Annotated in this window: 11 protein-coding genes; 2 read left to right on the top strand and 9 right to left on the bottom strand. The window is 59.6% G+C overall.

Annotation, left to right across the window (positions count from 1 at the left end):
- Window positions 1-151: 151 nt before the first annotated feature.
- A complete protein-coding gene (gene pstS, locus ED655_RS04400) occupies window positions 152-1,144 on the bottom strand; it encodes a phosphate ABC transporter substrate-binding protein PstS (RefSeq protein ID WP_122049142.1) in 993 nt (330 codons plus the stop codon).
- 138 nt (window positions 1,145-1,282) lie between these two features.
- Here pstS and ED655_RS04395 point away from each other — a divergent pair, with 138 nt between their 5' ends.
- Window positions 1,283-1,654 carry a DUF4870 family protein gene (locus ED655_RS04395; protein ID WP_062164088.1) on the top strand — a complete coding sequence of 124 codons (372 nt, stop codon included), beginning with the start codon at window positions 1,283-1,285 and terminating at the stop codon, window positions 1,652-1,654.
- Between the two features lie 256 nt (window positions 1,655-1,910).
- Here the strand turns inward: ED655_RS04395 and ED655_RS04390 are convergent, their stop codons facing one another.
- The 7 genes from ED655_RS04390 to ED655_RS04360 form a co-directional block, all read right to left on the bottom strand.
- Entirely contained in the window at window positions 1,911-2,984 is a 1,074-nt protein-coding gene (locus ED655_RS04390; RefSeq protein WP_240993496.1) for a sensor histidine kinase, read from the bottom strand.
- 84 nt (window positions 2,985-3,068) lie between these two features.
- The gene (phoB, locus tag ED655_RS04385) at window positions 3,069-3,764 is read right to left on the bottom strand and encodes a phosphate regulon transcriptional regulator PhoB (protein WP_023979056.1); all 696 of its coding nucleotides are present in this window, start codon (window positions 3,762-3,764) and stop codon (window positions 3,069-3,071) included.
- On the bottom strand, window positions 3,761-4,477 hold the full coding sequence (gene phoU / locus ED655_RS04380; protein WP_023979057.1) for a phosphate signaling complex protein PhoU: 717 nt from the start codon (window positions 4,475-4,477) through the stop codon (window positions 3,761-3,763). Before phoU ends, phoB begins: the two co-directional genes overlap by 4 nt.
- A 31-nt stretch (window positions 4,478-4,508) precedes the next feature.
- Entirely contained in the window at window positions 4,509-5,315 is an 807-nt protein-coding gene (gene pstB / locus ED655_RS04375) for a phosphate ABC transporter ATP-binding protein PstB (protein ID WP_031241007.1), read from the bottom strand.
- Between the two features lie 19 nt (window positions 5,316-5,334).
- Entirely contained in the window at window positions 5,335-6,204 is an 870-nt protein-coding gene (gene pstA / locus ED655_RS04370) for a phosphate ABC transporter permease PstA (RefSeq protein ID WP_031241008.1), read from the bottom strand.
- A complete protein-coding gene (gene pstC, locus ED655_RS04365) occupies window positions 6,201-7,175 on the bottom strand; it encodes a phosphate ABC transporter permease subunit PstC (RefSeq protein ID WP_023979060.1) in 975 nt (324 codons plus the stop codon). Before pstC ends, pstA begins: the two co-directional genes overlap by 4 nt.
- Window positions 7,176-7,312: 137 nt before the next feature.
- Window positions 7,313-8,251: a glycosyltransferase family 2 protein gene (locus ED655_RS04360; protein WP_122049140.1), complete on the bottom strand. Its 939-nt coding sequence runs from the start codon at window positions 8,249-8,251 to the stop codon at window positions 7,313-7,315.
- A 150-nt stretch (window positions 8,252-8,401) separates the two neighbouring features.
- Here ED655_RS04360 and ED655_RS04355 point away from each other — a divergent pair, with 150 nt between their 5' ends.
- A complete protein-coding gene (locus ED655_RS04355; protein WP_122049139.1) occupies window positions 8,402-10,906 on the top strand; it encodes a glycosyltransferase family 2 protein in 2,505 nt (834 codons plus the stop codon).
- A gap of 82 nt (window positions 10,907-10,988) precedes the next feature.
- On the opposite strand, the gene ED655_RS04350 is transcribed toward ED655_RS04355, so the two are convergent.
- Entirely contained in the window at window positions 10,989-12,200 is a 1,212-nt protein-coding gene (locus tag ED655_RS04350) for an MFS transporter (protein WP_122049138.1), read from the bottom strand.
- Window positions 12,201-12,213 lie beyond the last annotated feature (13 nt).

Raw genomic sequence — 12,213 nt, 5'->3', positions numbered from 1 at the left:
CCGTGACGCTTGGAAATGCCATGGCCTATCAAGACTTTGCTACTGCGTGGCAAGGGAACTTTCAGCCCCCGGCCCTATCAGGCGTCAGAGAGACCCTTTCACGAAATCTGCGCCAGTCGTGTCGGTTCGTGCAACGTTCCGGCAGCCAGGTTCAGTGCGGCCAGCCAGCCAGAATATCGTCACGCACCGCCTCGGGCACAGTGATGTAGTCGAGCTTTCGCGCTTCCTGCTCACCCTCGCGCAGGCCGATCTCGAAGAAACGCTTCGTTTCCGGCTTCACCCCGATCGGCACGATGGCGTAGGTCGCGCTCATGATCGGCCAGGCATTGTCGCCCGCACTGTCGAGCAGATCCACCACATGGTGGCTGGCATGGGCCCAGTTGGCCTGCGAAGCGGCGGCCATGAAGCTTTGAGGCGAGGCCGTGACATAGGCCCCGTCATGGCTTTTCATACGCGCCATCGGAATGTGGTTGTGGCTGGCATAGGCATATTCCACATACCCGATCCCCCCCACGGTCTCCTTGACGCTGGCCGCAACACCATCATTGCCCCGTGCTCCTGCGCCATCACGCCATGCCACGGAGGTTCCCGCGCCAATATGGGCTTTCCATTCAGGCGAGACATGGGAGAGATAGGAGGTAAAGACGAAGCTCGTTCCCGAGGCATCGGCTCGATGGATCGGTGCCACATCCGCATCTGGCAAATTCAGCCCGGGATTTTGTGCCTGGATTTTCGGGTCATTCCATTCGGTGATGCGCCCGTCATAAAGGGCAGCCAGGGTCGGCCCATCGAGTTGCAGCGCCCCGGCCGGGATACCGGGAACATTCACGATGACCACAATCGCCCCAAGCGCCGTGGGGAACTGGTAAAGGTGATGGGCATCGAGCAGGGCAGTCGCTGCAGGCTTGTCCGACGCGCCGAAATCGACCGTACCGGCCACGACCTGATTGAGCCCTGCGCCCGAACCCACGCTCTGGTAGTTCACCCCGAGCCCCGCCTTTGCCTTGGCGATTTCGCCCCAGCTTTCATAAAGCGGTGCTGCAAAACTCGACCCGGCACCGGTCACGCTCTGGGCGTGTGCGGCAGGAGCGGAAATGACGGCTGCCAGACCGAAAAGCAGAAGGGAGCGGGAAAGCGAAATCATGACACCGATCGATTTTCTGTAACCACAATGCCGCTCTTCAGGATAGCCTGAACGAGCGGGCTGATGATACGATACCATATCCCGCCAACAGGCCTAATACCGCATCGGCCCGACAGGATTTCAGGAGCGACTCCTTCCATGCAACCGAGCTTTACACAAACCTGGCCTGCTTCGCCCCGAAGCGACCGTGCAAGACGCTGGGCCTGGATCGTTCATATCCTTTTCATCGCCTCGTTCTTTTTCGGCATCACCAGCATACCCGGTGTGATTGTTGCCTATCTCAAACGCGGTGACGCGGTGGGGACGATCTATGAGAGCCATTTCATCTACGCCATCCGCACATTCTGGCTCGGACTCCTGGGGGCCATCGTGGCAGGGCTGCTCTGCCTCGTGATGATCGGTTATGTCCTGCTTGGTCTGCTTTTTGTCTGGTGGCTGGTCCGCGTCATCCGCCCCATCGTCGCACTGGTTGACGAAGCACCGATGCGCAATCCGCGCGGCTGGTTCTGAGATCGCGGCCGCAAGGCCGTTTATGATGGCGCATATACCCCCCGCCTTCTTGTTCTAGAGGGAGGCGGGCCCCGTTTCGGGGCTGGTCCACGTCGCTCACTGAGGAGGCCCCATCGAGGCACCGCGCCCCAATGAGGTAACTCACCCCTGCCAAAGAGGCGCTCTCCGGCATCTGAACCGGGCAGCCTCAGCCATCGTACCGGATTTTCCGCCCTTCACCGTGTACCTGACCGGGCCTAAACCAGCCCGCTGCCGCTCAGCTCGTTCGGGGCAGCCAGATGCGGCAGGTCATGCCCTTGCCCGGTGCGCTTTCGATACGCAGGCGGCCGCCATGCCGATCCACGATATGCTTGACGATGGCCAGTCCGAGCCCCGTGCCTGATTGAGAGGCAGTGGCGCGCCCCTCGACACGATAGAAGCGCTCGGTCAGGCGTGGCACATGCTGGCTATCCACACCACGGCCATTATCCGCGACGGTAATCTCGATACCCTTGCCGTTCTCTGCGGTGATCCCGACCCGTATCTCGATGGCGGGGCCGCCATATTTGAGGGCGTTTTCGACCAGATTGAGCAACACCTGAACGATCTGGTCCTCATCAGCCGGGAAGAAAAGGTCATCCTCGGTCGGCAGGAGGATCAGTCTGGCATCGGATGACCGTATCAGGATCTGACTGTCTTCCAGCAGACGATCCATAAGGTCCTGTGCGGACACCATGTCATGAGGCCGCATATGTTCGAGGCGCTGCACACGCGACAGATAAAGCAGGCGCTCGATCAGCCGCTCCATACGCGCAGCCTGCGCCGCCATGATGGCCAGAAACTGCTGCTGTGCCGCAGGGTCATCGGCCGCCGGCCCCTGAAGCGTTTCGATGAACCCGATGAGCGATGCCAAAGGAGTGCGCAGTTCATGGCTCGCATAGGCCACGAAATCGGCGCGCATCCGATCCACGACCTCGAACTCCGAGCAGTCTTCCAGAACGGCGAGCACGCCCTCTTCCCAGCCTATGGCGCTGGCAAAGCGCTCCGGCCATTTCCGGAAGGTCACCTGCACGATCCGACGCACCGGCACGTCAAGTTCGACACGCGTGACGACACCCGTCTCAGGGGTCAGCGTTGCAAGGACAGATTGCACCGCAGGATGCCGGATGACCGCCCCGAGCGCATCACCAAAGACAGCGTGCGCCACACGATTGGCATGGAAAATGCGCCCGCCTGCGCCAAGTAACACAGCGGGAATAGGCAGGAGTTCGCAAAAGACCGGGGCCTTAGGAGCCTCCCCCGGCTGGGTGTTCACCAGTGCGACAGGGGTCGGCAGACGGGCGAGGCGCAAACGTGACTGTCGCCATGTAAGCCCCCACCCAAGACATGAGCAACCAAGAAGGATTGCAAGCAGAGCCGTCAGGGTCGTGGTCTCTCAGGCCTGATCGTCAAGGGCATAACCGGCAGAACGCACGGTTCTGACGTAATCGAGTTCCGTGTCGAGATTGAGCGCCCGACGCAATCTGCGGATATGCACATCGATGGTACGCAGTTCCACATGCACGTTGGAGCCCCATACTTTCTGAAGCAGATCCTCGCGTGAGAAGACCCGGCGCGGATGACGCATCAGAAATTCCAGCAGGCGGAATTCGGTCGGGCCGAGAGTCAGGGCACGGCCATTGCGCTCGGCACGATGGGTCTGCAGATCAAGTGTCAGATCGGCAAAGCTCAGGACATTCTGCTTGACGGGCTGCGTACGGCGCAACAGGGCGCGCAAGCGGGCGTCGAGCGCCTCGATGCTACAGGGTTTGGCAATATAATCATCGGCGCCGCTATCGAGCCCGCGAATACTGTCCTGCTCGTCGGCACGCGCCGTCAGCATGAGCACAGGCAGATCGTGCAGCGAGGCTGTGCCCCTGATGCGACGGCAAAGATCGATGCCCGACATACCCGGCAGCATCCAGTCCAGCACCATCGCATCCGGACGCGAGCGAGAGATGAACTCCCAGGCCTGCTCGGCCTCAGGGAAAGCCGATACGTCATAACCGAGCTTGTCGAGGTTATAGCGGATCATGAGTTGCAGGGAGGGATCATCCTCAACCACAACGATTTTCACCAGTGAGCCACTCATCGCGAAACCAGATCATCCCCGGCTGCCAGACCACCGCGCGGGCGCACCGAAGGCAGGTTCTCCCCCGTCACGGCGTAGTAGACGCGCTCGGCAATATTGGTGGTGTGATCGCCGATGCGTTCAAAATTCTTGGCAATGAACAACAGATGGGTGCACGGGCTGATGTTGCGCGGGTCCTCCATCATATAGGTGACGAGCTCGCGGAACATGGCGGTGTAATACTCGTCCACCTCACGATCGGCCTGCCAGACTTCGGTTGCGCGGTCGGCGTCCTGCTGGGTCACGGCATCGATCACGCGGCGCAGGTTCTCCTGCACCAGTCGCCCCATGCTGCGCAGACCCGAAAGCGAGATCTGGCGATCGACCAGATCGAAACGCTGGCTGCGACGGGCGATCGAGGCGGCATAATCGCCAATACGCTCAAGGTCGCCGGTAATCTTCAGAGCGGCCACGATCTCGCGCAGATCGCCCGCCATCGGGCTGCGCAGCGCCAGAAGGCGGATTGCCAGCGCCTCGACATCACGCTCAAGCATATCCACCTGCGGGTCCTGCGCAGGGGCCGCCTGCGCGGCATCCTCATCATGTTCGGTCACGGCCGCTACGGCCTGCGCCACCTGACTTTCGACAATACCGCCCATACGCGCCATCATGGCGCGCATCCGGTCCAGTTCCTGCTCGTAGCTCTTAACTGTGTGAAGGCTGTCCGCTGGCATAATTGCGTATCCCTACCCGCTTGGGGAAAACTTAACCGAAACGCCCGGTGATATAATCCTGAGTCTGCTTCTGACGCGGATTGGTGAACATCCGGTCAGCGCTGTCCATCTCGATCAGGGAACCCAGATAGAAAAAGGCGACCTGATCCGCGCAGCGTGCCGCCTGCTGCATGTTATGCGTCACGATGGCGATCGTGAAATCCTGCTTGAGCTCGTCAAGAAGCTCCTCGATACGCGCGGTCGAAATCGGGTCCAGCGCCGAAGTCGGTTCATCGAGCAGCAGCACTTCGGGTTTGGTCGCAATGCTGCGGGCAATGCACAGACGCTGCTGCTGCCCGCCCGACATGCCCGCTGCGGGCTCCTTCAGACGATCGCGCACTTCCTTCCACAGGGCCACGCGAGTCAGCACGTCCTCAACACGCGCATCCATTTCCGAGCGCGAGAGCTTCTCATGCAGGCGCACACCGAAAGCGATGTTGTCATAGATCGACATCGGAAACGGGGTGGGCTTCTGGAACACCATGCCGATACGCGAGCGCAGCATGTTCAGGTCGAGCGCCGGATCGAGGATATCGGCCCCGTCGAACAGGACCGATCCTGTTGCCTTCTGCCCCGGATACAGATCGTACATCCGGTTGAAGATACGCAGCAGCGTGGACTTGCCGCAGCCGGAAGGACCGATCATGGCCGTCACGTTCTGCTTGCGAAAATCCATCGTGATGGATTTCAGGGCCTGTTTCTCGCCGTAGTAGAAATCGAGTTCGCGCACCGCCAGAGCCGCCTCCGGCGTGGCCGGAGCGGACGATGTATGGGGGAAATCCTGCAGGGCTTCGCTCATGAGCGTGTCGTCCTCTTGCTTATGACTGTTTGCTGCGGAAGCCGAACCGCACGATGATATTGATACCCAGAACGCCAAGCGTCACCAGAAGCGCTCCCGTCCAGGCCAGACGCACCCAGTCATCATAGGACGCGCCAGCATACTGGTAGATGGCGATGGGAAGGCTCGCCATGGGCTTGTTGAGGCTGAACGACCAGTTCTGATTACCAAGCGAAGTGAAAAGAAGGGGCGCGGTCTCTCCGCTCACGCGGGCAAGCGCGAGCAGGATGCCTGTCAGAACGCCCGGCGCTGCCGAACGCAGGCACAGGAAGAGCACAACGCGCCAATGAGCCGCCCCAAGGGCCGAGCCGGCTTCACGCATAGCCACGGGCACGAGGCGCAGCATATCCTCGGTCGTACGCACGATGATCGGGACAGCCAGAATGGCCAGCGCCACCGATCCAGCGAGCCCGGAGAAGTGGCCGAAAGGGGCCACAAGCACGAGATAGACGAACAGCCCGATCAGAATGGACGGCGCCGAAAGCAGCACGTCGGAGACGAAGCGCACCGACATCGCGAATTTCGAGCCGCTGCCGAACTCTGAAAGATAGATCCCGCAGCCAAGACCGACGGGTGTTGCGATGATGAGCGCCACTGCTGTCTGGATCAGGCTGCCGAGAATGGCATTGGCCAGACCGCCATTGCTGCCCGGCGGCCCCATGGGATGAAGCAATGCCGCCAGAGACAGCCCTGCAAGACCGTTCCAGAGCAAAGTCCAGAGAATGGAAACCAGCGCCAGCACGAGGATGCCCGTTGCGGCAAGGCTCATGACAGTCGCCAGACGGTCCATCACGAGGCGCTGTGTGGCGCGCGGGTCCTTGCGCCATCCCGCTCCCATCGCCTTGCTCATGCCCGTTTCTCCCGCAGCAGCCAGCGTGCAATCGCGAGCGTGGTGAAGGACAGCAGCATCAGGATGAAACCCAGAGCCAGAAGTGAGGAGAGCTTGAGGCTGCCTGCCGCACTCTCGGGAAATTCGAGCGCTACGAGAGAAGCCACCGTGTTGCGTGGCGCAAACAGTGACCAGCCGATCGTATTGGCATTGCCGATGACGAAGGTAACCGCCATGGTCTCGCCGAGAGCTCGACCCATGCCGAGCACCACACCACCGATCATACCGGCGCGCGACCAGGGCACGATCACCCGGCGCATGACCTCCCAGCGTGTGGCGCCCAGCCCGTAGGCGCTTTCCTTGAGCATGGGCGGCATGACTGCAAACACGTCACGCATCACGGCCGTCACGAAGGGTGTGATCATGACAGCCAGAACGAGCCCACCCGTCAGCAGGCCATAACCGAACGGTGCGCCATGCACGAGCCAGCGTATGCCAGGCACATGGCCGAAATGATGCCGGAAGAAAGGCTGCACATGCTGCGCCATGAAGGGCACGACAATGAAGAAGCCCCACATACCGAAGATGATCGAGGGTACCGCGGCGAGAAGCTGTACGGCAGTCCCGACCACACCTGCCACCATGGGCGGTGCAATATTGGTCAGCCAGAATGCCGCCCCGAAGGCCAGCGGCACACCGATCAGGATGGCGATGAGCGTCGAGCCGATTGTGCCGAATACGGGAGCCAGGGCACCGTATTCATTGGTGACGGGGTTCCACACATCGTGAAAGGCAAAGCCTGCACCAAAGGTGCTGAAGGCCTTGCTGCCTCCCATCGCCATGGTCAGAACAAGCCCGCCCAACGATACGAGCACCAGCAGGGCGCACGCCCCCACCAGCAGCCGGAAGAGACGATCGCCCTTCCAGAACGGGGTTTTCCGGGCTTCCTGGAGCGGTGCAGGCTGGGTCCGCGGCGCGGCAGCACTAGTCATACGGTCGTTGCGTCCTGGCTCAAACAAGGCGGTGACAGAGGTCAAAGGCATCTTCTGCCAGTCTGTCGTGTAGCTTTCCAGCCCCTGTGAGACAACAAGCCTGTTCATGGCAGGCCTGTGAATATTTCATGACAGGGTCAGAAGCTGCGCCCCTCGGCCCAGCCGTGAAGCAGATAATGCATCAAGGGGCCGGGAGACCAATCCATCACATCAGGCTGTGATACCATATAGGCCTCGCCTGCCCAGGGCTTCGTCATGGCGTGATCCTGAAACAGGATCGGCCCGTTCTCCACATGAACCGGGAGGGAGGATGCTGATTTTGCCCATGGTATATAGACATGAAGGAGCCCCTCATATCGGGCCAGAAAGTGCCTCTCATCTTCCAGAAGCACGTTTACAAGGTGGCGTCCGGGCAGATTGGGTGTTGCCGCGTAGCGCAGCAAGGCACTGCGATCATCGGGGTCGAGAAGTGAATTCGTGAGCTTGCGTCGCGCACGGCGTTGCATCTCACCATAATCGTGATTGTGCCAGTGGAGATAGGTAAAGCGTGTCAGGGCATAGCCTGGCGCCATGAGTGATGACGGATTGTGCTGTCCATTATCAACCACTCCGACGCAGCCTGCAGGCACAAAGCCCTTGAAGAAACCGGAATCGACAGCAAACCAGCCAGGTCTTCCAGGAATATTAAACAGGGACGTAGCAATACGCAGAGCCCTTTTCTCACCGATATGCCTCGCAAATTCCCGTCTGATGCAATCCGGATCGGTCGAGAGACCCTCGTCGCCCACAACCGTCAGGAATTCATCGCAGTCGACAGGCAAGGCGAAATCGTAGGATGAACTGCGATCCCACTCGCGTATCTGCTCCGCAAAATGGAGACCCTTGCCGTGGAAATCAGCCGGGTCATCACGGTCCCGTCTGACGGTGACACCGCAGCGTTGAGCCTGTGCTAGGAGATGCAATGTCAGGGGATCACGCGACCCGTTGTCGAAGATCGTGAGATTCGGAAGACCGAACACCCGACCATAATACGACAGCCATGCCATGAGCATGCTTCCCTCATCACGCTGCATCATGACGACGCGTATCCTGGGAAAGAATGTAATGAAACATCTCCTAGATAACTAATGACAGGTATTTACCTAGCCATGTCGGTGTAACTGCGGCATTGCTGACATCAATGACCGCCATGAGGTCACCGATGCGACTTGCAAGAGAAACAGACTATGCAAACTGCCCCACCCAACAGCCCTTTTATTGGTTACTGTGATGGCCTCCAGAACGAGACCATAATTGGCTGGGCCGTCAATCGGCTCGATCCCTCGACCCCCGTGCGGCTTCATGTCCTGATCGACGGACAGGAAATCGCGCAGATTCTAGCGGATCAGTCACGCAGCGACGTGCAGAATGCCTTGAGAACACCGCACGATCGACTGGGTTTCACCTTCTCCATTCCTGCAAGATTCATGGATGGCGCACAGCATGAATTATCCATACGCTTCCAGGATCGGTCATCATTACCCATACAAGACGATTCTTTACAAGAAGGAAAAGGTTTAGTTCATAAATTTACTATAAAAGCCAGACCTGAATACACAAGCTGCGTCGATGGCATCAAGCAGGGAGCTCTCAAGGGCTGGATCCTGCAAAAGATGCCGGAAGATGCAGAGTGGCGCGGTGACTGCATTGTTTCGGTGACAGCCAATAATGTCCTGGTCGCACAGGTGCGTGCCGATCGGTATCGTGGTGACGTTGCCGCCGCCGTGGGCTGCAATCCGAATTGCGGCTTCGAAATTCCCATCCCGCAGCGCTTTCGCGGCTCCTCCCCCAGAAGCTTTTCGGTCAAGGTCATGCCCGAGGGTGAACACCTCATGGGCAGCCCGTTCACAAGCTCGATTGCCGATGACGCGCTTGAGACGCGCCTTCTCGATATTGCCGAGACAATCGACCGCCTGCACCGCGAACTGACCAAGCTGCGCACCGAGATACGCGCTGCCATCCCCCAGGCAGGATATAATCTCGGCAATTATGACCGCTGGGCCTCGCTCTATTACCCGGCCCTGCGCGAACGTACAGCACTCATGCGCGTCAAGGCCCCGCTGGCAGATGAACCGCTGATCAGCATCCTTTGCCCTACCTACAAGCCTCTGAAGGCAGACTATGTCACCGCCATCAACTCGGTCCTGAACCAGACCTATCGCAACTGGGAACTTCTCCTGATTGATGACGGCATGGTCTGCCCCCAGACGACAGCGCTGATGGAGGAATATGCCGCCAGGGACAGCCGTATCCGCGTTCTCCCGCTTGCGGAAAACCAGGGAATTTCCGGCGCTACCAATGCTGGCATGGAAGCTGCCAGGGGCGCCTACACAGTGTTTTTCGACCATGACGATATGCTGGTCGATGTTGCGCTTGAAGTCATGCTGCGCAAGGCACAAGAGAGCAATGCGCTCATCATCTATTCAGATGAGGACAAGGTTGATCTGGCCAATAACTGGCAATCCCCCAATTTCAAGCCTGATTTCAACTACCGCTACCTGCTGGGCTGCAACTATATCTGCCATCTCACGATGGTTGAAACCGCGACCATGCGCGCCATCGGCCCATTGCGCGCCGAATATGATGGTGCGCAGGATCACGATTTCATGCTGCGTGCCTGTGAAACCGTTCCTCATGATCGCATCGCCCATGTGTCAGAACTGCTCTATCACTGGCGCATGACGCCCAATTCGACCGCGGTGACGGTGGGCAACAAGAATTACGCCATTGCCGCCGGGGTGAAGGCCGTCTCGGACCATCTGACACGTCGGGGCTTCTCGGCCGATGTCTCATCCATCAATGGCCTTACCCTGTACCGGGTGGACTGGCGGCTCGATGCCGTCCCCAGTGTCTCGATCATCATCCCGTTCAAGGATCAGATCGACATCACGCGCCGCTGCCTGGAAACCCTGCTGGAACGCACGGATTATCCGGATTTCGAGATTGTCCTGATCGATAACTGGTCAGTCACGCCAGAGGCACACGCCTTCATGCGTGAGTTTGGCAGCCATCCCAATATCCGCTTTCTGACAGTGGAGGAGCCTTTCAACTATTCGAGGCTCAACAACCTTGCCGCGGCCGGATGCCGGTCCGACTATCTTGTGTTCATGAACAATGATGTGTTCGTCGAACACCCCAACTGGCTGCGCCTGATGATGAACGAGGCACTGGCCGATACGGGCGTTGCCGCCGTTGGGGCGCGCCTGCTCTATCCCAACCAGACCATACAGCATGCCGGTGTCGTGGTTGGCCCTGCTGGCGTGGGGGCCCATGCCCATCGCGGCTGCGGCCCCGAGGATTACGGCTATATCGGTCGTATCCTGCTCAGCCATGAAGTTACGGCGGTCACCGCCGCCTGCATGCTCGTGAATCGGTCGGTTTTCGAGGAGGTCGGGCAGTTCGATGAGACCCATCTGAAGATCGCCTATAACGATGTCGATCTTTGCCTCAGGATCCGGTCGGCCGGTCATCGCATCATCTATTGTGCCGAGGCACTGGCCTGGCACCATGAGAGCGTCTCACGAGGCTCGGATGATGTGCCGGAGCAGGAAGCGCGCTTCTTCGAGGAAGGGCAGGTCATGCAGCAGCGCTGGGCCGGACACCCGCTCTATGAACGCGACCCCGCCTATCCGCGCTTCTTCACCGTCGATCTCCAGCCCTTCTTCGATCTGGTCGATCCCCAGCGCACCTGATCGGGACTACCCGCATGAAGGGCTCGCGCCCGTGACAAGGCGCTTGCCCGCGAGAGAGGGTGTTCCCCTCTCCCGCCCCGGCTCACACGCGAGGTATGTTGTTCTTCTTGGTCCTGAATTCGTCGGCAATGCTCAGCACATAGATGCCGAACCCGCCAAGCGAGAGCGCGAGCCCCACCCACCCAACTGACGTCCAGCCAAGCCCAGCCGAGATGGCAAGTCCACCCAGCCATGGTCCGACCGCATTGGCGATGTTGAAAGCACTCTGGTTCAGTGCGGCGGCGAGACCTTCCGCGCCAACCGCCACAGTCAGCAAGCGCGCCTGCACCACAGTGGCAAGACCGCCGCTGGCACCGATCATGAACACGTTGATGGCGAGAGGCATGAATTTATGCGCAGCCTCAGGAAAGCCCGCCATCGATGCCGCCCCCATGAGCAGCACACCCGCAAGGGTTGGCATCATCTTGTGATCGGCAAGCCAGGCACAGACCAGCGTGCCGATTGTCATGCCCACACCGAAAACCGCCAACATGATCGGCACATAGGATTCCGGCACCTGCGTGACGTTGATCATGATCGAGGCGAGATAGGTATAGACGCAGAACACGCTGCCGAAGCCCACCGCACCGATGGCGAGCGTCAGCCAGACCTGTCGCAGCTTGAGCGCCGTGAATTCGTTGAGAATACTGGCATCCTTGCGCGGCGCATCCTTGGGAGCAAAGATACTCAGCAGAACGGCAGTGCACAGCGCCAGAAAGGCAATGAGGGCGAAAGCCCAGCGCCAGCCGACAATCTGGCCGATACCATTCGCCAGCGGCACACCACCGATGGTGGCAATGGTCAGGCCCAGAATGACACGGCCCACAGCCTGGGAGCGCTTGTTAGGCGGCACGAGTGATGAAGCCAGAATGCCGGCAATGCCGAAATAGGCGCCATGCGGCAGACCACTGATGAACCGGCAGGCCAGAAACAGCAGATAGTTCGGTGCGATCGCACTGACACCATTACCGATCATATAAAGCAGCATCATGCTGATCAACATGGTGCGTCGGCTGATCCCGGCGCTGAAAAGGGCAATGGTCGGCGCCCCGACGCACACGCCTGCCGCATAGAGCACAATGGCATGACCCGCCTCGGGATCGGTCACCCCAAAGCTATGGGCAATCATGGGCACAAGGCTCATCGCGGCAAATTCTGCCGTGCCGATTGCAAAGGCCCCGAGCCCAAGACTAAAAAATATGATGCGAATGTCGCGCATCGACCGAGCCAGATCGCCAGATCCCAAGCTGCTCATGCCACCCTCAGCC

Origin of the sequence: Asaia bogorensis (assembly GCF_900465345.1) — a bacterium.
Lineage (GTDB): Bacteria > Pseudomonadota > Alphaproteobacteria > Acetobacterales > Acetobacteraceae > Asaia > Asaia bogorensis_A.
The sequence above is the reverse complement of the archived record's forward strand: the minus strand, read 5'-3'. Positions and strand labels throughout refer to the sequence as shown.

Bases quoted from the DNA above. Each gene is read 5' to 3' on its own strand.
- phoB (WP_023979056.1), bottom strand. From the start codon at position 3,764: ATGAGTGGCTCACTGGTGAAAATCGTTGTGGTTGAGGATGATCCCTCC.
- ED655_RS04350 (WP_122049138.1), bottom strand. From the start codon at position 12,200: ATGAGCAGCTTGGGATCTGGCGATCTGGCTCGGTCGATGCGCGACATT.
- phoU (WP_023979057.1), bottom strand. From the start codon at position 4,477: ATGCCAGCGGACAGCCTTCACACAGTTAAGAGCTACGAGCAGGAACTG.
- pstS (WP_122049142.1), bottom strand. From the start codon at position 1,144: ATGATTTCGCTTTCCCGCTCCCTTCTGCTTTTCGGTCTGGCAGCCGTC.
- pstC (WP_023979060.1), bottom strand. From the start codon at position 7,175: ATGACTAGTGCTGCCGCGCCGCGGACCCAGCCTGCACCGCTCCAGGAA.
- pstA (WP_031241008.1), bottom strand. From the start codon at position 6,204: ATGAGCAAGGCGATGGGAGCGGGATGGCGCAAGGACCCGCGCGCCACA.
- ED655_RS04360 (WP_122049140.1), bottom strand. From the start codon at position 8,251: ATGATGCAGCGTGATGAGGGAAGCATGCTCATGGCATGGCTGTCGTAT.
- ED655_RS04355 (WP_122049139.1), top strand. From the start codon at position 8,402: ATGCAAACTGCCCCACCCAACAGCCCTTTTATTGGTTACTGTGATGGC.
- ED655_RS04395 (WP_062164088.1), top strand. From the start codon at position 1,283: ATGCAACCGAGCTTTACACAAACCTGGCCTGCTTCGCCCCGAAGCGAC.
- pstB (WP_031241007.1), bottom strand. From the start codon at position 5,315: ATGAGCGAAGCCCTGCAGGATTTCCCCCATACATCGTCCGCTCCGGCC.